The organism is Streptomyces crystallinus (genome assembly GCF_039521265.1).
In the GTDB taxonomy this organism is placed as follows: Bacteria; Actinomycetota; Actinomycetes; order Streptomycetales; family Streptomycetaceae; genus Streptomyces; species Streptomyces crystallinus.
This window is the reverse complement of the sequence record NZ_BAAACA010000014.1, coordinates 880900-901565: the sequence shown is the minus strand read 5'-3', so window position 1 is coordinate 901565 and position 20666 is coordinate 880900. Positions and strand designations below refer to the sequence as shown.

The following is a 20666-nucleotide window of genomic DNA, read 5'->3' as shown; positions in this document are numbered from 1 at the left end:
GTCACCTCCGATCCCGGGCCCAGCGCGGGAGATGTCGTCGGGGAACTGCGGACGTCGGCAGGGCGGCGGCCTCGGTGGGTGCCGCGAGGAGCGAGGCGGCCACGGCCAGGTGCAGCAGATACGGCGAGGCGTCGCCGAGCCCCGCCTCGGTGTACGACGCGATCGCGCAGTAGCTGATCAGGAAGATCGCGCAGGCCCTCGACAGCGACGGCGGCCGCAGCAGGGCGACGCCGCCCAGCACGAGGAGGACCGCCGCCACCAGACCGACGCCGGTCAGACCCTGCTCGTTGTAGACGGCCAGCCAGCTGTTGTCGATCGGCAGCCCGCCGAACGACTTGTCGCCCAGGCCCACCCCGAACACCTTCTCCGCAGGCGTCCTCGGCGCTGCCAGCAGCGCGTCCCAGACCTTGGCCCGGCCGGTGAGGCTGGAGAAGTTCTCCTTGCTCTGGCCGCGCAGGAACCACGCCTGGAGCATGGAGCCCAGGGCCACCGCCGCCACCGCGCCGCACAGCACCGCCCAGGTGAAGAACCGCCGGGCCGCCGCGCTGGTCAGGACGAGCGAGCCGATCGCCAGCGCGAGCCCGATGAACAGGCCGAGCGTGGCCGTCCGGGTGTGGGTGAGCGCGAGCAGCACGAGGGAGGGCACGATGACCACCGCCGCACTTCTCCGGTCGGTCCGGCGCCCCATCAGGAGCAGCACGGTGAGGCCGATGATCACGGCCGCGTACTGTCCGATCTGCGGCGGCGTGAGCGGCCACAGCGCGCCGACCAGCCGGCCGCCGTAGAGGTCGGGCAGGGCCGCGCCCGGCGAGATGACCAGTCCGGCGGCCACCGACCCGAGCACCGCGAAGTACATCCGGATGTGGTGCCGCACGAACGTCGTTCCGCCGTCCCACCAGCGGCTGAGCAGCCACAGCGTACTGACGAACAGCGCCAGCCTGCCGCACCGGAACAGCGCGCCGAACCCGGACTCCAGATGCGCGCTGGAGAGCACGCTCGGCACCAGCAGCAGGGTGAGCAGGAACAGGTAGGCGCCGGGTTTCAGCCGCAGCTGGAGGTTGAGGACGAGGGCCAGGGCGAACGCGGCGACCAGCGAGCCCATGGTCACCAGCTGGATGAGGGAGCGCGGCAGCGGCACGATGGTCTGCGCCCCGGCGGAGCCGAGCGTGTTGAGGATCAGCAGCCCCCAGACCGTGCCGACGAGCTTCGGTGCCCCGGCCGGTCGCGCCTCGGCGCCGGGCCGGCCCTGCGCCGCCTCCGGCCCGCCCGGCAGCCCGCCGTGCGTCTGGCTCCCGCTCATCTCAACCACCGGCCTGCGGGGTGAAGGTGCTGCCCACGTCCTGCTGGTAGGGCGGGCTCTGCCACTGCACGGAGTCGAGCACCCGGCTCGGGTCGTGGGCGACGAACTTCCACGGGCCGACGTAGACGTTGTCGTGCCAGCGGTTGTGCTGCTTGAGGGTGATCGCCTCGGCCACCCCTTCGCCCTGGTACGGCGACCAGTCCGGATAGGTACCGTAGTTGGCGAGCACCGCCATGCGGTCGCACTTCACCGTGCAGTCGACGACGGCCCGGTCCAGCACGAAGCGGTTGTCGTGGATGTCCACCCGCTGGGTCTTCCACCGGCAGTCGGAGTAGAGCGGGGCGCTGGTGATCGCACGCCGCTCGCAGCGGCCGGAGTGCGGCACCAGCAAGGTGCAGTCGCCGGAGGAGGTGTTGGCCGGGCTGTTGCAGAACCGGTCGGCGTTCTCCCACAGGGTGATCCCGGACCAGTTGTTCTCCAGGACGTTCCGATAGATGTCGATCTTGTCCGTGCGGGCCCGGATCCGCGGTTCGCCGCCGGACTCGGAGAGATAGATGGTCGCGAACGGGAAGGTGTCGCCGCGGTCGGCGTACTTGCGGCCCTCGACCCGGTTGTTGCGCAGGAAGCGGTTGTTGCGGATGACGGCGTTGTAGCTGGTCTCGTAGATCAGCGCGGCGCCGTCGTTGGCCTCCAGCACGTTGTCCTCGATGCGGAAGTCGTTGTTGTTGGTGTCCGCCCACAGTCCGGCGCCGCGGTTGTCGTGCACCCAGTTGCCCCGTACGTCGGCGCCGTTGACCGCCCAGAACTTGATGCCTCCCGTACAGCCGCATCCGGGCTTGCGGCGCTCCCAGTCGTCGGTGTTGTTGGCCGTGATCTCGTTGCCCTCGACCACCAGACCGGTGATCGGGCCGCCGTCCTTGTACGCGTTCATCCCGTACTGGCCGTTGCCGCGCAGACAGCTGGCGCGGACCTGCTGGCGGGCACCGGCCATCAGCCCGGCGCCGGAGTTGTCCTGGATCGTGGTGTGCTCGATCACCCACCCGTCGGCCGAGTCGTGGTTGACCACGCCCTCGTTCTGCGGCGCGACGAATCCCCGTACGGTCAGATGGCGCAGGGAGACGTCGGACGCGGTGCCGCCGAACGCGTACTGGTTGGTCTTGCGGCCGTCGAGCACCGCGCCGGGTGCCCCGACATAGCTGTCGCCCTCCTTGGGGACGACCTGGGCATAGCGGTCCGGCTCCAGCCGGTGTGTGCCCGGCCGCAGCCAGAACGTGGTGTTCGGGGGGCTGTTCTTGGTCTTCGCGGCCAGGTCGCCGGTCACCGAGGGGTCCACCGTCACCGCGCCCGCGGGGGCCTGCTCCGGCCCGGCCGCGGGCTTGGCGCAGACCTGGGCCACAGACCGGGCCATGGACGTGGAGGGCGCCGCGGCCTTCGGCTCCGTACCGGCGTCGGTGGACCTGTCGCAGCCGGTCGCGGCCAGCAGGGCCAGCGCCGGCAGCGCTGCCGCCCACACCCGGTACCGCCTCTTGATCTCCACCCTCCCCCCTAGCCGTGGAACCTGAGTACGGTGGTGAACCCCCGCGTGCCGTCGGCGAAACCGGTGCCGAGCAGCGTGGTGGTGGGTTCCTTGCGCCCGAAGCCGGGGGAGTACCAGCCCAGCGGCGGGTCGCTCTCGCCGCGGTGGGCCTGCCAGCTCAGCGGCCCCGGCAGGTCGAGCGTCGCCGAGCGGTCCTCGCCCTCGCGGGTCCAGGTGAGCTCCGCCCGGTCGCCCACCAGGTCCGCGGTGATCGCTGGGCCGAGGTGGAACGCCAGCTGTACGGCCCGGCGCGGCCCGCGCACCTCGTCGAGGATCCTCAACTCACCGCTCGCCGCGCTCAGTTCCACCCGGCGGCGGTGCGTGGAGGGCTGGTAGCCGTCGTGCTCGGCACACCAGCGGGCGACGCCCTGCCCGGAGGTGTCCGCGACCAGGACGCGGCTCTGCGCGTGCCGGGTCCACAGGAACGGGCCGCCGGAGACGGACTGGTCCTCTCCGTCCAGGCGCAGGGTGTTGTGGCCGAGGGTCGACCGGAAGTACTGCCGCCACTCGGGCTGCCCGTGGTAGCAGTACGTCCCCGGGTCGGCCAGCACGTCGACCCCGTCGTGGCGGACCTCCACGGACAGCGCGTCCGCGTGGGCGTGCGCGGCGATGGAGAGGAAGCCGTGCGGGCCGCCGTCGCAGCGGCACCAGATCTCTCCGGGGCCGCGCAGGATCGTCATGCCCGCGTCGGCGAAGTGCGCCGGGCGGCTGGCGGGGCGGCCCGCCGTGCCGCTCTTCCCGTACGGCCGGATGAGCGCGGCGAGCAGCGGGGTGCGCACATCGGTGCCGGTCACCTCCGGCCACCAGGGGAGCCGGCCGAACACGGCCTCCCCGGTCAGCAGCAGCGAGCCCCAGCGATCGGTGCCCGCGCCGTCCACGACCAGACCGTGGCCGTCGTCCGCGTCGCCCTGGCGCGGCGGCCGCAACCGGCTGTCCACGACGGCCGCGAGCGCGTCGGTCATCCGCAGCAGCACGAGGCGGACCGTCGCGGGCACCCGCACCCCGGCGGCGTCCGCCTCGGCCACTGCGGCCAGGCCGAGTTCGAGCACCAGTCCGTGGTACTCGGTGGCCAGCTCGCGGTTGAGGCCGGAGGGAAAGGTGTTGGCGCGCAGGTTCCGCTCCAGCGACCGCAGCGCGTCGGTGCGCCAGCGCGCCGAGGAGGGAAACCAGTCGAACGCGCAGGCCGCGGCGAACTGCCCGGCGGCCTCGGCGACGACGTGGTTGTTCGCCGAGGAGCCCCGGCTGGGGAAGGCGGCCAGCCAGCGCTGGTGGTGCCAGATCTGGGTGCGCGCCACCGGGTTGTCCTCGAACAGGCCGGCCGCGCCCGGCCAGCCCTCCAGCAGCCGGCGGATCCACACCCAGGAGAGCAGCCGGATGCCCAGCTCGATGCCGCTGGTCCAGTGCACTCCGCGCAGCGGCGCGTTGGCCGTCCACCACGACCGCAGATGGCCGGCCACCCGCTCGGCGTACCGCTCGTCCCCGCTGACCGCGTAGGCGGCGGCGAGCACGGTGAGGTACTGGTGCCGGGACAGCTCCCAGATCTGCTTGATGTCCCCGACCGCGTCCTCGTCGCGGTACGGCACGTCGAAGGCGTAGCCCCACGGGGCCCGGCGCCCGGTCTTCGGGTCGTACCACCAGTCCGGGTCGGCCAGGTCGCCGCGCTCCACCCCGAAGAACTCGGCGTGTCCGGCCATCAGCCGGTCCGCCTCGGCGACGAGGCGCTTCGCGGCGTCCGGTGGCACCGCGGCGAGCGCCTCGGGGGGCAGTGCCGCGGTGAAACGGGCGCCGGTCACGCTCGGGCAGGTGGGCCGCGCCGACCGCCACCGCCGTCTGCGCACCGCGTCGCCGAGGCGGCCGCCGACCTCCTGCGGACCCATCCGGGACAGGCGCCGCAGATACCAGCCCGCGCTCATGGTCATCGCGCCCTGGCCAGGGTCACGGGTGCGCCGCCGGCCAGCGCGGACCGTACGGCGAGGGTGGCGGCCGTGGTGGCGGCCAGCGACTCCAGCGGCACCGGCATCGGTCCACCGGTCCGCACCGCCTTGACGAACGCGGCCAGTTCGGCGTTCTGGCCCTTGTCCCGGGCCTTCGGCAGCCGCGAACTGACCCACCGCTCGGGGCCGTGGACCGAGGCGCGCACGAAGTCGTCGAGCCGCAGCACCTTGCCGTCCGCGACGAGGTCCAGCGTCTCCTTGGGGAAGCCGGGCGCGCCGGTGGTGACGTAGCTGAGGGTGGCGGTGGAGCCGTCGGGGTAGCGCAGGACGACCTGGAGGTCCTCGTTGCCGGGCGCGGCGACCGCGTACACCGAGACCGGGTCGGCGTCGAGCAGCCAGCTCGCCGTGTCGATGAAGTGCCCGCCTTCGCCCGCGAACCGGGAGCCCTCGGCGCTCTGCTGGAGGTACCAGCTGCCGTGCTGGAGCCGGCCCGCGTTGACGAGGTAGCGCAGGCTCGCCGGGCCGGTCCGTGCGCCGAAGCGCTTCTTGGCCTCGGTCAGGAGCGGCGCGAAGCGGCGGTTGAAGCCCACCTGCAACCGGTCGTTGCCGCACTCCTCCACCGTCGCGAGCACACCCGCCAGTTCGTCCTCGGTGAGCGCCAGCGGCTTCTCCACGAAGACGGCCTTGCCCGCCAGCAGGGCCTTTCGGGTCAGCTCCGCGTGCGAGCTGTGGCGGGTGACCACGAACACCGCGTCGACGGACGCGTCGCCGAGCACCGCGTCGAGGTCGGTGGTCGCCGCGCCGAAGCCGAACTTGCGCCGTGCGTTGGCCGCCGACAGCGCGGTGGTGGTGACGACCGTGGACAGCTCGACGCCCTCGCGCTGGGCCAGGTGCGGCAGCAGCATGGAGGTGGCGTAGTTGCCGGCGCCGATGAACGCGACCCGCACCGGCGACCCGGCGGCCCGGACCGGACGCGGCTTCACGTCCACCGCGGGCACGTTCACCACCGGCGCCTGAGCCTGCACCTCGACCGTGTCTGCGGGATACCGGAACAGCACGGCCACGGCCTTCAGATCGCCGTCCTTCAGCCGCTGGTACGTCTCGACGGCGTCGTCGAAGTCGGCGATGTGGGAGACCAGCGGCTCCACGTCGACGCTGCCCCGGGCGAGGAGGTCGAGGAAGCACGCCAGGTTGCGGCGCTCGGTCCAGCGCACATAGCCGATCGGGTAGTCCCGCCCGTCGAGTTCGTACTCCGGGTCGTAGCGCCCGGGCCCGTAGCTGCGGGAGAACCGGACGTCGAGCTCCTTCTCGTAGTACGCGTTCCACGGCAGGTCCAGACGGCACTTGCCGATGTCGACGACCCGGCCCCGGTCCCGGCAGAGCCGGGCGGCCAGCTCCACGGGCTGGTTGCTGCCGCCGCCGGCGGCCAGATACACCTGGTCCACGCCGTGGCCGTCGGTGAGTTCGGCGACGGCGTTCTCCACCGCCGCCGACGCCGGATCGCCGCAGGCCGCCGCGCCCAGCCGCTCGGCGAGCTCGCAGCGCGCCGGGTCGGGGTCGGCCCCGACGACACGGGCCCCGGAGGCGACCAGGAGCTGCACCACCAGCTGCCCGATCAGCCCGAGGCCGATGACCACCGCCACCTCACCGAGCTGCGGCTCGCCGCGCCGGACGCCCTGCATCGCGATCGACCCGACGGTGGCGAAGGCCGCGTGGCGCGCGGCGAGGCCGTCCGGCACCGGGGTGTAGAGGTTCTTCGGTACCCAGTTCACCTCGGCGTGCAGCGCGTGCTCGTTGCCGGCGCAGGCGACCAGGTCACCCACCTTCACGTCGTCGATCCCGGCGCCGACCTGCTCCACCACCCCGCACAGCGAGTAGCCCAGCGGGGTGTAGGAGTCCAGCTTGCCCATCACCTTGCGGTAGGTGGCGGGCACCCCGTTGGTGGCGACGCTCTGCATGACCTTGGCCACCTGGTCCGGCCGGGAGCGGGCCTTGCCGAGCATCGACATCCCGGCCTCGGAGACCTTCATGAGTTCGGTCCCGGTGGATATCAGCGAGTAGGCGCTGCGGACCAGCACACCGCCCGGCTTGCACCCCGGCACCGGCACGTCGAGCACCGCCAGCTCGCCGCTCTTGTAGTTCTGAACAACCTGTTTCACCCGAAGTCCCCTTGTTTCTCAACCGTCTTCTACGCCGACAGACGAGCGCCCCGGCCGGCCCCGGAGGTCGCATCGCGATACCAGTACTCGAGGGTCAGCACGTGCCACAGATGTTTGGAGAAGTCCCGCTGCCCGGCGGCGTCCTCGGCGACCATCCGGGCCAGCGCCTCGCGGCGCAGGATCCCGGAGCGTACGAGCACGCCGTCCTCGACCACCTCGCGTACCAGCGGCGCCAGATCCCGGCTCATCCAGGCCCGCAGCGGGGCGCTGAACAGGCCCTTGGGCCGGTACACGATCTCCTTGGGCAGGATCGAGGTGGCCGCCTCCTTGAGGACGGCCTTGCCCTGGCGTCCCACGATCTTGCGCTCGCCCGGCACGGCGAACGCCGCCCGGACCACCTCGACGTCCACGTACGGCACCCGCACCTCGGTGGACGCGGCCATGCTGGAGCGGTCGGTGTAGGCGAGGTTCAGGCCCGGCAGGAACATCCGGGCGTCGCCCAGGCACATGCGGTTGACGAAGTCGTCGAGGTCGTTGTCCCGGTAGACGTCCGCGTGTTCGGTGAGCACGTCGTCGACCGTCCCCGCCAGGTCCGGATCGACCAGGGCGAGCAGCTCGTCCTGGTCGTACATGGTGTAGCTGCGCCGGAACGCGGTCTCCTCCGGCAGCTCGGCGAAGGAGAGGAACCGCTTCGCGAACCGCACCGACCGGTAGCCCCGGCGGGCCGAGGCGACCGGCAGCCGGTCCACCGCCGCCGACACCCCGCGCCGCAGCGGGCGCGGGACGCGCTGGTAGCGCAGCGCGAGCAGGTTGGCCAGGTGCTTGCGGTACCCGGCGAAGAGCTCGTCGGCGCCCATCCCCGAGAGCATCACCTTCACCCCGGCCTCCCGGGCGGCCGTGCAGATCAGGTACGTGTTGATCGCGGCGGGATCGCCGATCGGCTCGTCCAGGTGGTACGTCATCCGCGGCAGCAGGTCGAGCACGTTCGGCGCGATCTCGATCTCGTGCAGATCGACGCCGTACCGTCCCGCCACCTGCCGGGCATAGCGCAGGTCGTCGGGCATCGCCTCGAACTTGGCGTCCTCGGCGCGGAACCCGATCGTGTAGGCGGAGATCCCGGGCTGGTGGCGGGCCGCGAGGGCGGTCAGGTAGCTGGAGTCGAGACCGCCGGAGAGGAAGGTCGCCACCGGCACGTCGGAGAGCAGGTGCCGGCGGGTCGACTCCTCGACGATGGCGGCGAGGTCCGGCCGCTCGCCGCCGCGCGCCCGCTCCCGGCCCTCGGCGGCGACGTCCTTGAGGTTCCAGAACCGGCCGCGGTCCACCCGGCCGTCGGGCCGCAGCCGCAGCCAGGACCCCGGCGGCAGCTTCTCCGCCTCGCGGAACGCACAGCGCGAGTCCGGCACCCAGTAGTAGAGCAGCGAGGCCACCAGGGCCGCGTGGTCCACCTCCAGCTTCCCGCCGGTGGCGGCGGCGAGCGCCTTGAGCTCGGAGGCGAACACCAGGCCCGGGCCGCGCCGGAGCAGGAACAGCGGCTTGATGCCCAACTGGTCCCGGGCGAGCACCAGTTCACCGCTGCGCTCGTCGAAGATCCCGAACGCGAACATCCCGCGCAGCTTGGCCAGGCAGTCCGTGCCCCAGCGCCGCCACGCCTCCAGCAGCACCTCGGTGTCGGAGGTGCCCCTGAAGCGCACCCCGGCGGCGGCGAGTTCGGCCCGCAGCTCGGGCGCGTTGTAGAGCTCGCCGTTGTACGTCAGGGCGAGGCCGTCCGAGACCATCGGCTGGGCGCCGGTCTCGGACAGGTCGATGATGGCGAGCCGGCGGTGCCCGAGCTGCACCTCGCCGTCACCGGCGGGGTGGCTGTACCGGCCCGCCCCGTCCGGACCCCGGTGGGCGAGGGTCTCGGTGAGCCGGTCGGTGACGGCCTTCCCGTCCGGCCACCGGTACGTACCTGCGATGCCGCACATGTCTACCGCGCCTCCTGGTCGCTGTCCGGGACCCGCGCGGCCGGCATCGAGGGCCGCTCCTTGCGCAGGTGCCCCGTGCCGTTCTGCCGGGCCAGCCGCTCGTAATGGCCGCGCAGCGCGGTGTGCATGCCGTCCCACAGCGTGCCGTCGGTCCGGTCCCGAGGGTCGGGGTCGACCAGCACCACGCCGATCACCACGATGCGCTGGTCCGCGAGCTGGCGTGCCACGGTGTGCAGCCACGCGGCGCTGCCGTGCCCGGCACGGACGACGAGCACGGTCTGGGTGCCGAGGTACTGGAGGTCCAGCCACGCCGTGCCGGGCGCGACCGAGCCGACGCCGAGCCGGCGCGTCTGAGGCGGCACGGCCGCGGAGCTCTCGCCGCTCACCACCGCCGGATCCTGTGGCCGCTCGCGGCGCTGGGCGAGCTGGGGGCCGGGCAGACCGTCGACGACGACCACCGGGCCGTCCTCGGCCAGCGCTCCGGCGACGTCCAGGGCGAGCACGCTCGTGGTGCGCGCGCAGCCGAGTTCCAGCAGCGACACCGGTTCCGCCGAGCCGCGCACGGCGCGGGTCAGGGTCGTGGTGAGCCGCTCGCGCGCCGCCCGGGTCCTTGGGCGCTGCCACCGGCCCGGAAGAAGGGGCGCCCGGGGCAGCTCCGCGATGACCGAGGCGCCCAGGTTCGCCGCGATCTCCCGGCGCAGTACGGGGCGGTCCGCCACCACCGAGCCGACCGCGGCCACCGCGAGCCCGAGGACCAGCCCGAGGAGCGCCCCGATCACGGCGTTGGTGACGGCGGCCTTGGGCAGCGAGTGCGGCACCGCGCGCGGGGCGTCCACGATCTGCGTCCCGGCCACCAGCTTGGGGGCGCCGGTGCGCGCCTCGGCGGCGCGCTGGTCGAAGTCGGCGATCCGCGAGTTGAGCTCGGCCCGGCGGGCGAAGAGCGACTCGATGCTGGCCGACGCCTTCGGGTCGCTGCCCGGCGCCCGGTTCCCGATCGCCTTGTTGACCTGGGCGAGTTCGTCGCGCATCCGGTCGCGCTGGTCGAGCAGGGCCTTGGCCTCGGCCTTGGCGGCGTCCTGCATCCGTCTCACGTGGTCCGCGACGAACGCGTCGGCCAGCGCCTTGGCGCGGGCCACCGCCTGTGTGTCGCTGTCGCCGGTCACGGTGATCTGGAGCAGGTTGTTGGTCAGTCCGGCGCCCCGGTAGTCACGCATGAAGTCCTCGGGTCTCTCCGGGGACTCGAGGGTCCGCAGCGCCTGGGCCGCGATCCGCGTGGTGCCCAGCAGGGCGACGTCGGTGCGGATCAGCGTCCCGGTGTCGTTCGGCTGGTCCTCCTGGTGGGTGACCAGCACCTTGGTCACCGCGGTCGGCGGGGGCGGCATGAGGACCGCCATCGCCGCGCCGGCCAGCAGGCCGAGCAGCGCCATCAGGCCCCAGAGGCGACGGCGTCTGCGCACCGCCACCACCAGCGCCTGGAGGTCGAGGAGCGGAGTCGCGCCCGACGACTCCGCGGTCGTGCTCGTCGTCACACAGAACCTCCCGTCGCGTGACCGCGTACCGCGATCGCGGGTGTGGCGTGGTCGGGAGGGTGACCGGCCGTCCGTACCGGACGGGTGCGGACCAGGCCGGCGACGACGATGCCGACGACCTCGTGCCCCGCGTCCGCGCACGCCTCGGCGATGCCGGTGAGCTCCTGAGCGGTCCAGCTGCCCGCGCTGAGCACGACCAGAGCGCCGGACTCGGTGTCGCGGTCCGGCACCAGCGGCTGGACCACCGGGACTCCCACCACCCGCAGCAGCGGGCCGCTCTCGGCCACCGCGACGAGCTGCTCGGCGGCCCGGCGGGCGATCCGGTCGCCGTCCGGTACGACGACCAGCAGCCGCCGGGGAGCGGGCAGCCGGTCCCGCAGGCGCGCGCACACCCGGCGGTAGCGGAGCTGGCGGCTTGCCTCGTCGCCGGACAGCCTCGGGGTGGGCGTGTCCCACCGGGTGTCGGTGCCGAGGAGCCGGCGGAACCAGCCGCGCGGGCCCTGCCCCGCGGGCCGGTCGGCGCCCGGGTCCACGGGTACGTCGACGGTGCCGAGGAGCGTCGAGCCCAGCGCGGCGGCGATCTCCGGCTCGGTGCGCAGCCGGCGGTTCATCCGGGCGGCGGCGAGATGGCCGACGACCGCGATCAGGAGGAACAGCACCGCCCCGGCGACGACGAGCTGCGTCCTGGTCGGCGGTGCCTCGCCGGTCGGCCGGGGCGCCGGGCCCATGACGACCATGCCGGCCTTGTTGGCCGCCGGGTCGGCCTGGTCCAGCTTCTTCATGGCCTCCAGCAACGCGGTGCGCAGCTTCTCCAGTTCGGTACGGGCCTGCACGCTCTCCACGGTCCGCCCGGGATCGGCCGCGTTGGCCAGGTCGGTGATACGGCGGCTGGTCTGCTCGACCTTCTGCCGCAGCGCCTCGGGACCCGCCGTCGTGTCGGGGTCGCTGGTGTCGCCCGCGATCCGCCCGGCGAAGGTGACGAACTGCTGGGCCACCTGGTCGGAGAGCCGCTGGGCGCGCTCCGGGGTGCCGGCCGTACCCGAGATCTTGATGATGTTGCCGTCCGAGGCCTTGGCGCTCACCCGGTCCCGCAGCTCACCGCCGCTGACGTCCTTCCAGCCGAGGGCGGCGGACGCGCGGTCCACCACGGTCGAGCTGGTCGCGATCTCCGCCTGGGTCAGCAGCTCGCGCTCCTCCCACTGCCCGGGCAGCAGGACCGACGCCGACGCCGTGTAGCGCGGCGGGAACAGCAGCGAGGTGCCGTAGCCGACGAGCGCGCCCACCACCGTGAGCACGGCGAGCAGCCGCCAGCGGCGGCGGAGGATCCGCCCGACCGTGGCCAGGCGTATCGGGTCATCGCTCAACGGTGCGGCCTCCTCCCCGTCCGGACGGGTCACCCGCCGGAGCGTGGTCGCGGCAGGCGGCGGCGTAGGCGGCGAGCAGCGACGCCTGCGAGTTGCGCCAGGAGAGCGGCCCGTTGATCCGCTCCTGGCCGATCTTGCCCATCCGGGCCCGCTGGTCCGGGTCGTCCAGCAGCATCGCGACGAGCCGGGCGAACGCGGACTCGTCGTCGGCGGGCGCGTAGACGGCCGCGTCACCGGCGGAGACCCGTGCCTCACGGAGGTCGAAGGAGACGAGCGGGCGGCCCATCGCCATGTACTCCAGGACCTTGTTCATGGTCGACACGTCGTTGAGCGGATTGCGCGGGTCGGGGGAGAGGCAGACGTCCGCGGTGGACAGATAGCGCACCAGGTCGGCGTCCGGCACCCGCCCGGTGAACTCCACCTGGTCGCAGAGCCCGAGTTGCCCGGACAGCTCCACCATCGCGTCGAAGGCGTCGCCGGAACCGACGAACACCGCGTGCCAGTCGGTCCGCCCCAGCTCGTCGCGCAGCTTCGCCAGGGCCCGCAGGGCGTAGTCGACGCCGTCCTGGGGGCCCATGACGCCCAGGTAGCACAGCAGATGGGGCTTGCCGCGCTTCAACTCCGGCTCGGGCGGCACCGGTTGGAACCGGTCGGTCTGCGGCGCGCTGCGCACCACGAAGACGTCGTCGGGCCGCTTGCCGCCCCGGCGTATCGCGACGTCCCGGTAGCTCTCGTTGGTGGCGAGCACCACGTCCGCGGCCCGGTAGGTCCACCGCTCCAGCGCGCACACGGCGCGGTAGAGCAGGTCCTCGCCGCGGTCGAACCGGGAGAGGTACAGCTCGGGCACCAGGTCGTGCTGGTCGAAGACGAACCGGGCGCCGCGCCGCTTCAGCCAGAGCGCGGGCAGGAACAGCAGGTCGGGCGGGTTGCAGGCGTGCACCACATGGACCCGGCCGACCTTGCGGGCCAGCCGGGCCGTGTGCCACAGCGCCGATCCGTACTCCCGCAGATAGCCGGCCGGCCCTCCGGTGGCGGCGCGCAGCGGGTAGCGGTGGATCCGCACCCCGTCGATCACCGCCTCCGGTTCGGTGTCCCGCTTGCTGCCCTGGGGACAGATGACGTCCACGGTCCAGCCCGCGTCGCGCAGGGTCGTGCACTCCTGCCACACACGCCGGTCGAACGGCACGGACAGGTTCTCCACCAGGATCAGCGCGCGCCGACCCCGGTGGCCGAGAGGTGTCGCATTACCAAGCAAGGCCTATGTATCCCGGTTCGGCCCGGCGCGCCTCGGCGTCGGGAAGGCGGACGAGGTCGATGAGCACCGGGCCATCGCCATGCGGAAGCGCCGCGAGCACGGCCGGATCCCTGGTCCCGACCAGGCACACCTCGGCGTGTTCGAGCACCTCGTCGACGGAGTCGGCGAGCAGCTGCGTCAGGTGCGGCAGCCGGGTCTCGATGTACTCGCGGTTGGCGCCGATCAGCCGCGAGAGGCTCACGTTGGCGTCGTGGATCCGCAGGTCGTACCCCTTGCCGAAGAGTCTCTCCGCCAGCTCTACGAGCGGGCTCTCGCGGAGGTCGTCGGTGCCGGGTTTGAAGGAGAGGCCGAACAGGCCCACCCGGCGTTTTCCGGTGCGCTCGACGAGGTCCACCGCGCGCTGGAGGTGGTCGGAGTTGGACGGCAGTACGTGGGAGAGGATCGGCACCGAGATGTCGGCCCGCTGCGCCGCGTGGACCAGGCTGCGCAGGTCCTTGGGCAGACAGGAGCCGCCGAAGGCGAAGCCGGGCCGCAGATAGGCGGGGCTGATGTTCAGCTTGCGGTCGGCCAGGAAGACATCCATCACCTGGTGCGAGTCCACCCCGAGCGCCTGGCACACCGCGCCCAGCTCGTTCGCGAAGCCGATCTTGAGGCCGTGGAAGGCGTTGTCCGCGTACTTGATCGCCTCGGCGGTCGGGACCGGCACCCGGAACACCTCGCCGGGCAGGCCCTCGTAGAGCGCGAGTACGGCGTCGCCGCTCGCCGGGTCGAGTTCGCCGATGACGGTCTTGGGCGGGTCGAAGAAGTCCCGCACGCTGGTGCCCTCGCGCAGGAACTCGGGGTTGACCGCGACCCCGAAGTCCACCCCGGCCGTGCCGACGTGCTTCTCCAGGATCGGCACCAGCAGGTTCAGACAGGTGCCCGGGAGCATGGTGCTGCGGAAGACGATGGTGTGCCGCCCACCGCGCTCGGCCAGCGCGGCACCGATCTGCTCGGTGACCCGCTCCAAGTACGTGGTGCACAGGCTGCCGTTGGGCTCCGACGGGGTGCCCACGCAGATCAGCGACACCTCGCTGCCCATGATCGCCTCGCGCACGTCACGGGTGGCGCGCAGCGCCCCGGTCCGTACGACCTCGGCGGTGAGTTCGCCGATGCGCTCCTCGACCACGGGGGCCTTGCCGTCGTTGACCAGGTCGACCTTGACCTGGTTGACGTCCACCCCGATGACCTCGTGCCCCGTGCTGGCCAGGCACGCGGCCGAGACACAGCCCACATAGCCGAGCCCGAAAACGCTGACCCTCATGACTCGTTCCTCCCCCCGGCCGGGCCGCCCGGGCCCGCCGTTCGCACCCCGGCCGGACAACGACTTCCGCGCATCAGTAGGCCCCCTGCCCGTACAGCACCGCACGCAGCGTCTTCCACAAGATCACTGTGTCCAGGGCGAGCGACCAGTCCTCCACGTACCGCAGATCGAGGCGGACGGCCTCCTCCCAGGGCAGATCGCTGCGTCCGCTGATCTGCCACAGCCCGGTCAGCCCGGGCTTGACGAGCAGCCGCCGCCGGATGTCCGGGCCGTACGCGGCCGACTCCTCCGGCAGCGGGGGCCGCGGCCCGACGAGTGACATCGACCCGGTGAGCACGTTGAAGAGCTGGGGGAGCTCGTCGAGCGAGTACCGGCGCAGCACCGCTCCCACCCGGGTCACCCGTGGATCCCGGCGGAGCTTGAAGAGCAGGCCCGCGCCCTCGTTGCGGTGGGCCAGCTCGGCCCGTGCCGCGTCGGCCCCGACGACCATGGTGCGGAACTTGAGAATGGTGAACTCGCGGCCGTCCTTGCCGACCCTGCGCTGGCGGTAGAACGCCCCGCCCCGGCTGTCCACGAGGACGAGCAGGGCGACGAGCACCATCAGGGGCGCGAACAGCAGCAGCAGAATCGTTGCGCCCAAGCGGTCGACGACCTCTTTGACCGCCCGGCGACCGCCGGTGAAGGTCGGCATGCTGACCCGCAGCAGCGGGATCCCGAGCACCGCGTCGACGTGCAGCCGGGGCCCGGCCACCTCCATCAGCACGGGTGCCACGACCATCTCGGCGTCGCTGCCCTCCAGGTTCCAGGCCAGCCGCTGGAGCCGGTCCGGTGACCAGTGCGGGTCCGGGGTGACCGCGACGACCCGGTAGCCGTCGCGGCGCACATGCCCGGCCACGTCCGCGAGTTGGCCGACTATCGGCACTCCGTCCAGGTGGTCACCGTCGACCCCGAGGCCGTCCGTGGTGCACACCGCGTCCACCCGCCACCCCAGGTGCGGGAACTTGCGGGTCCGGGTGATCAGATCGTGCAGGGTGGCCGGGCTGCCGGCGGCGAGCACCGGGCGCAGACACCGGCCCTCCTTGCGCTGCTTGTGCAGCCACAGGCGCAGGAGATAGCGCGCGGTCATGGTGGTGAGGGCGAGCGCGGGGATCGCGACGAAGATCCAGAGCTTGATGTTGCGCGAGGTGAGGGCGATTCCGCCGAGTGCCAGGACGACGGCCGCCGTGAACAGCGAGCGTCCGAGCCGGCGGAACTCCTCGGCGCCCTGGCCGAGTACGGCCGGGGCCCACGCCCGGCTCACCGCGAGGGCTCCCAGCACCAGCAGTTCGGTGCCGAAGGTGAGGATGCCCCACTTCTCGTGCCAGTTGGCCGCGTCCCGGGCCCCGAAGAAGTTGCCGATCGCCACCACCACGAAGGCGGTGGCCAAGGTGTCGCTGGTGATCACGGTACGGCGGTACCGCTGCTCCCAGTCGCTCGCGTGCTGGCTGATCGCCTCGTCCGCCAGACGTCTTCGCGTCGGCGGAAACGGTCTGACTAAACCCCCCTGCCGCACGGGCCCCCCCAGGTCGCCAGTGGTTCGACGTGTTCGCCCGACACTGTTCCTCCCCCCGGGAGGCCCCCGCCTCCCGCACTGTTTTGCCCCTCGGGAGACCCACGCCCCCCGCGCATGACATCCCGGCTGTTTCAGTGCTGCTTGAAGAACCCACCCTGGCGACAGCGGACACGCCTGTCCTGCCAGACCCTCGAGGAATACGGAACCCGTCAAAACCCTCCAGTGCTCCCCGCACCCGAGGCCCCTTCGCGGGCTCCAAGAACTGATCACCCCCACGTCTGATGCCGGGGACGCGACTGTGGCTTTCCCAGATGTCGGACCCACAGATCATCACTGGTTCGCCTGCCCGAGCGGCTGAAGCACGGACAATCTAGACCATCGGAAGCCAGCATGTAGAGGGGATGTGTGTAATTTGTGCTCAGCTTTGAGACAGGATCGACGACCGAAGATCGTCCACGCCTCGTCCGACCCCCTCGTGCCCTCCATCGCGCCTGGTCGGAGGGGGTGAAGCCGGGGCGGAGCGCTCGATTCCCCTGTGCCGGAAGCCCGTTGGGTCTTCTCAGTCGCGCGGCCCGGAGCCGATGATGTGCACCGCGAGCTCGCGGGACGCGGCGGCGGGCCGGCTCTCGGGGCGGGTGGCACCGGCGGCGAGCAGTCCGTCGACGAGGATGAGCAGCTGATCCGCGGCGAACTCCGGCCGCTCGTGTCCGAGAGCCGTGAACTCGTCGGTGAACAGCCGGTGAACCGCCCGCCGGTAGGCCCGGGTCACCTCGTGGCCGGGGTGCGCCGGGTCGGCGAGCGCGAGGTCGGCGGCCAGATAGCGGCAGCCGTGGAAGTGCGGGTCGCAGGCGATCCGGCCGAGCCGGTCGACCACCGCGAGGAGCCGGGCGCGGGGCTCGTCGCCCGCCTCGTCCATCGTCCTGCGGTACTGCTCCACGTCCTCGGCGGTGCTGCGGCGCAGCATCTCCGCGATGAGCCCGTCCTTGCCCCCGAAGTGCTCGTACAGCGAACGCCGGGCCACACCCGCCGCCTTGAGCAGCGCGTCCACGCCGACGCCGACGCCCTGGGTGTACGTCAACTCCTGGGCGGCGAGCAGGAGTCGCTCGCGGGGGCCGGGCTTGGCGGAGGTGGTCATGCCGCGATTGTGCCAGCCCTTGACGCGGTAGAACAACCGGTCTATCTATTGATCCGGCACGACAGTAGACCGACCGGTCTACATCTCGTCTCCCGAGGAGGATTCATGTCCACAAGCGGAACCGCCGACGTGTCCATGCGCAGCACCGCCGACGTCATCGAGCTCTTCAACCGCGCGTTCACCCACCGCGAGGCCCACCTCCTGCCCGAACTGATCGCCGAGGGCTGCGTCATGGAGAGCGTCCAGCCCGCGCCGAGCGGCGAACGCGTCGTCGGACGCGAGGCCTGTACGCGGTGGTGGACCGCGCTCGTCGAGGACCGCGGCTCGCAGTTCCTGCCGCAGGAGGTGATCGTGGCGGGCGAGCGCGCCACGATCGTGTGGAACTACCGGTACGGGGCGGGCCCGCAGGACTGGGTGAGGGGCGTCAACGTCATGCGGGTGGTGGACGGCCGCATCGTCGAGGCGCTCGGCTTCAGCAAGACGGCGGGGGAGGTCCCGCTGGCGTCGGAACCCGAGGCCGCGTGACTCCGGCGCCGACGAGGCCGTCGACGACTCGGCCCCCGGCCAAGGGACTGCGAGATCAACTGGCTTGTACGCGACGGTGTCGCCCGCCGTCGTGGCGCAGGCGGCGCGGTCGTACGCGTCGTGCCGCGTGAAGACGGCTTCACGCAGCGAGCCGTACAGGGCCGGTTCACGCCGGTCCTCAGTCGCGCCCCGCCGGGGCCGGCGGCCGGACGGCCTCCTCCAAGGTGGGGACCAGGTGCAGGGCCGGGCCCAGGCCCGAGAGCGCCAGGATCCGCAGGGTGAAGGGGTGCGCGCACACCACGGTGAGACTGCCGTGGCGGGCGCGTACACGGCGGCGGGCCGAACTGAGCAGCCGCAGGCCGGAGCAGTCGAAGAAGGTGACCGCCGTCAGGTCGATCACGACCCTGGGTTCGTACGGGGCGGTCGCCGCCTCCAGATACGGGACGACCTCGACGGCGGTGGCGATGTCGATCTCACCGCAGAGGGCCAGCACTGTGTGCCCGTGCATGCGGTAGACGCGCGACGGTGGAGCGAAGTCCGGAAGGACGGTGACCATGTGCTCACCTCGGTCGAGGCGACCCGCCCGCTCGGAGTCGGGCGGCGGAGAGGACGAGGTACGAAGTGCGGTGGAACCGTGGAGCCGCCCGGCGCCCTGTGTCGGGAACCGGGGCCTCCGGTGTGTGCATGCCCGGCCCAAGTGGCCATTGAACATTATGCGTTGGCATATGACCGATCCGCAGTTGATCATCTTGGTCGACGGGCCCGAGGAGGTCGGTCAGGATGCGCCGTCGACGGGGCGGACCGGGTCCTGTGACACGTCGTGCGCCACGCCGAGCAGGTCGTCGATGCCCGCCTTGATGCGCTCCGACGTCATCCCGCGCCGCATGGTGAGGTGCTCGAAGAGACTGGGTACGAAGGGGGCGAGCAGCAGATGGGCGAGCATCGCCGTGTCCGCCTCGGGCCGGGCTTCGCGCAGGAGCATCGAAGTGTGGGCGAACAGCATGGCGTACACCCCGCTGCTGTAGCGGGCGCTCGGCGACGCGGCCTCCGCGAGCTGCATGATCTCGCGCTGTTCCACGATCCGGTCGGCGAGGGCGTGCAGGAAGGCGCGCAACCGTTCGGCGGCCGGGGCGCCCGGGCCGAGCGGCGGCGGCCCGCTGAGGAACGCCTGCTGGAAGCGTTGCTCGCTGTCGTCGAGGAGGGCGAGGAACAGCTGGCTGGCGTCGCCGAACCGTCGGTAGACGGTGCCGACGCCCATGCCGGCCGCGTGCGCCACCGCGTTCATGGTGACGGCCTGGGGCCCCTGCTCCCTGACCAGCCGGCTCGCCGCGTCGAGGATCTTCCGCCGGTTGCGGGCGGCGTCGGCGCGCTCGGGTGGGGCCTGGCCCGTGACGGAGAGTTCGATGCGGGTCATGTTCCGAGGCTATCGGATACGTATCCGCTTCGTTCGAGCGAATCCGCAAATCCACGAGCGGCTCTCTGTGCACGCCCTTGACCAGAACCCTCTTGCAAAGTGGATTGCTATCCGCTTTACTCGTCCTGGGCGGAACCGGATAGGTATCCACTTCGCCCCGGAACAGACTAACGATCTCTGCTTGGGAGGGGCCTCGTCATGAGTGCCAAGGTTGCGGTCATCTATTACTCGTCCACCGGTAACGTCCACCAGCTCGCGAAGGGGATCGCCGAGGGCGCGGAGAAGGCCGGCGCCGAGGTCCGGCTGCGCCGGGTCCCCGAGCTGGCCCCGGACGCCGCCATCGACGCCAACCCGGCGTGGCGCGAGCACGTCGAGGCCACCAAGGACGTCGTCGAGGTCGCCACGCTCGACGACCTGGAGTGGGCCGACGCGTACGCCATCGGTTCGCCGACGCGCTTCGGCAACGTAGCGGCGCAGCTGAAGCAGTTCATCGACACGACGGGCGGCCTGTGGCAGCGCGGCGTCATGGCCGACAAGCCCGTCACCGGCTTCACCAGCGCCCACAACCGCCACGGCGGCAACGAGTCCACCACGCTGGCCCTGTACAACACGTTCCACCACTGGGGCTCGATCATCGTCGCCCCCGGCTACACGGACCCGGTCGTGTACGGCGCGGGCGGCAACCCCTACGGCACGGCCCACTTCGGCACCGACGCGGTCTCCGAGGAGACCCTGGTGGCGGCCCGCTACCAGGGCGAGCGCCTGGCGAAGATCACGGCCCGCCTCCAGGCGGGCGCGCGCTGACCTTTGCAGATGCTCAGGCGCCCTTGACCGTACGCGACGGTCAGGGGCGCTTTCGCGTGCGCGGGAACGGAACGTTCCCATGTGGCCGTCAGACGTGGACGTTAGACGTGGACGCTCAGGGGAACCCGTACGAACCGACCGTACGCGCAGTCGAGTTCGGAGGTACAGCCATGGGCCTGGGCGGATGCATTCTGCTGATAGGGATCGGAGCGATTCTGACGTTCGCGGTCGACTGGCACGTTCAGGGCATGAACATCCACGTCGCCGGTCTCGTCCTGATGGCCGTGGGCATCATCGGAACGGCCGCGTACGTGAGCATCTTCAAGCGCCGCCGTCTCCAGGCGCCGCCCCCTGCCGCGACGGTGGTCGAAGAGGACCGCCGCTACTACTGAGGCACGCGGGGCTGAGGAGAATCTGGGATGGAAGCACTGTCGAAGAAGATCACGACGGAGTCGACGGGCCTGGTACAGGCAGCGGTCCTTGCCCTCGACTGCGCCGAGCCGGAGGAGCTGGCGGACTTCTATGCCCGTCTGCTGGGCGCGGAGCCCCCGTCGGAAGAGGAACGCTGCACGGAACGCATCGAGATCACCGGCCGCGGTGGTACGAGGATGGCGTTCCGCCGCGACCACGGCGCGGCCCCCAACAGCTGGCCCCGCCCCGACGACTCCCAGCAGGCGCACCTGGAACTGCTGGTGCCCCGGGTGGACATGGACGCGGTGGAGCGCCAGGTGATCGCACTGGGCGCCCGCCCGCTGGACACGAAGGACAACGGCGGACCGCGGGACACGCGGCTGTACGCGGACCCGGCGGGGCATACGTTTTCGCTGCGGAGTGGGTGAGCGGGGCCGTCCG

General features: G+C 71.9%; 16 protein-coding genes and 1 pseudogene. 4 read left to right on the top strand and 13 right to left on the bottom strand.

Annotation, left to right across the window (positions count from 1 at the left end; all coding sequences use genetic code 11):
• Position 1 precedes the first annotated feature (1 nt).
• From ABD236_RS14585 to ABD236_RS14535, 11 genes and pseudogenes are all read right to left on the bottom strand, one after another.
• Complete coding sequence (locus tag ABD236_RS14585; RefSeq protein ID WP_344074057.1) at positions 2-1300, bottom strand: O-antigen ligase domain-containing protein; 1299 nt, start codon at positions 1298-1300, stop codon at positions 2-4.
• Position 1301: 1 nt separating this feature from the next.
• Positions 1302-2837, bottom strand: coding sequence for a right-handed parallel beta-helix repeat-containing protein (locus ABD236_RS14580; protein ID WP_344074056.1), 1536 nt, complete (start codon positions 2835-2837; stop codon positions 1302-1304).
• Positions 2838-2845: 8 nt separating this feature from the next.
• Positions 2846-4795 (bottom strand): alginate lyase family protein, encoded by a 1950-nt coding sequence (locus ABD236_RS14575; RefSeq protein WP_344074055.1) that lies wholly within the window; start codon positions 4793-4795, stop codon positions 2846-2848.
• Positions 4792-6969 (bottom strand): bi-domain-containing oxidoreductase, encoded by a 2178-nt coding sequence (locus tag ABD236_RS14570; RefSeq protein ID WP_344074054.1) that lies wholly within the window; start codon positions 6967-6969, stop codon positions 4792-4794. Before ABD236_RS14570 ends, ABD236_RS14575 begins: the two co-directional genes overlap by 4 nt.
• Positions 6970-6998: 29 nt before the next feature.
• Positions 6999-8933: an asparagine synthase (glutamine-hydrolyzing) gene (gene asnB, locus ABD236_RS14565; protein ID WP_344074053.1), complete on the bottom strand. Its 1935-nt coding sequence runs from the start codon at positions 8931-8933 to the stop codon at positions 6999-7001.
• A 2-nt stretch (positions 8934-8935) separates the two neighbouring features.
• The gene (locus ABD236_RS14560; protein WP_344074052.1) at positions 8936-10462 is read right to left on the bottom strand and encodes a Wzz/FepE/Etk N-terminal domain-containing protein; all 1527 of its coding nucleotides are present in this window, start codon (positions 10460-10462) and stop codon (positions 8936-8938) included.
• Entirely contained in the window at positions 10459-11826 is a 1368-nt protein-coding gene (locus tag ABD236_RS14555) for a Wzz/FepE/Etk N-terminal domain-containing protein (protein ID WP_344074051.1), read from the bottom strand. Before ABD236_RS14555 ends, ABD236_RS14560 begins: the two co-directional genes overlap by 4 nt.
• A pseudogene (locus tag ABD236_RS14550) lies at positions 11823-13081 on the bottom strand (glycosyltransferase family 4 protein). The gene ABD236_RS14555 and the pseudogene ABD236_RS14550 overlap by 4 nt, the downstream one beginning before the upstream one ends.
• Positions 13071-14384: a nucleotide sugar dehydrogenase gene (locus ABD236_RS14545; protein ID WP_344074049.1), complete on the bottom strand. Its 1314-nt coding sequence runs from the start codon at positions 14382-14384 to the stop codon at positions 13071-13073. Before ABD236_RS14545 ends, ABD236_RS14550 begins: the two are co-directional and overlap by 11 nt.
• A gap of 73 nt (positions 14385-14457) precedes the next feature.
• The gene (locus ABD236_RS14540) at positions 14458-15936 is read right to left on the bottom strand and encodes a sugar transferase (protein WP_344074048.1); all 1479 of its coding nucleotides are present in this window, start codon (positions 15934-15936) and stop codon (positions 14458-14460) included.
• A gap of 559 nt (positions 15937-16495) precedes the next feature.
• Positions 16496-17071 carry a TetR/AcrR family transcriptional regulator gene (locus ABD236_RS14535; RefSeq protein WP_344074047.1) on the bottom strand — a complete coding sequence of 192 codons (576 nt, stop codon included), beginning with the start codon at positions 17069-17071 and terminating at the stop codon, positions 16496-16498.
• Positions 17072-17176: 105 nt separating this feature from the next.
• Between ABD236_RS14535 and ABD236_RS14530 the strand changes: the two genes are divergently transcribed.
• Positions 17177-17596 carry a nuclear transport factor 2 family protein gene (locus tag ABD236_RS14530; protein ID WP_344074046.1) on the top strand — a complete coding sequence of 140 codons (420 nt, stop codon included), beginning with the start codon at positions 17177-17179 and terminating at the stop codon, positions 17594-17596.
• A gap of 178 nt (positions 17597-17774) precedes the next feature.
• Here ABD236_RS14530 and ABD236_RS14525 read toward each other — a convergent pair whose 3' ends face one another.
• Positions 17775-18152 carry an STAS domain-containing protein gene (locus tag ABD236_RS14525; protein WP_344074045.1) on the bottom strand — a complete coding sequence of 126 codons (378 nt, stop codon included), beginning with the start codon at positions 18150-18152 and terminating at the stop codon, positions 17775-17777.
• 219 nt (positions 18153-18371) lie between these two features.
• Positions 18372-19010 (bottom strand): TetR/AcrR family transcriptional regulator, encoded by a 639-nt coding sequence (locus ABD236_RS14520; RefSeq protein WP_344074044.1) that lies wholly within the window; start codon positions 19008-19010, stop codon positions 18372-18374.
• Between the two features lie 198 nt (positions 19011-19208).
• Between ABD236_RS14520 and wrbA the strand changes: the two genes are divergently transcribed.
• From wrbA to ABD236_RS14505, 3 genes are all read left to right on the top strand, one after another.
• Positions 19209-19814, top strand: a complete 606-nt coding sequence (gene wrbA, locus ABD236_RS14515; RefSeq protein ID WP_344074043.1) for an NAD(P)H:quinone oxidoreductase — start codon at positions 19209-19211, stop codon at positions 19812-19814.
• 248 nt (positions 19815-20062) lie between these two features.
• A complete protein-coding gene (locus ABD236_RS35010; protein WP_425543867.1) occupies positions 20063-20206 on the top strand; it encodes a hypothetical protein in 144 nt (47 codons plus the stop codon).
• A 27-nt stretch (positions 20207-20233) separates the two neighbouring features.
• On the top strand, positions 20234-20653 hold the full coding sequence (locus ABD236_RS14505) for a VOC family protein (protein ID WP_344074041.1): 420 nt from the start codon (positions 20234-20236) through the stop codon (positions 20651-20653).
• Positions 20654-20666: the final 13 nt, after the last annotated feature.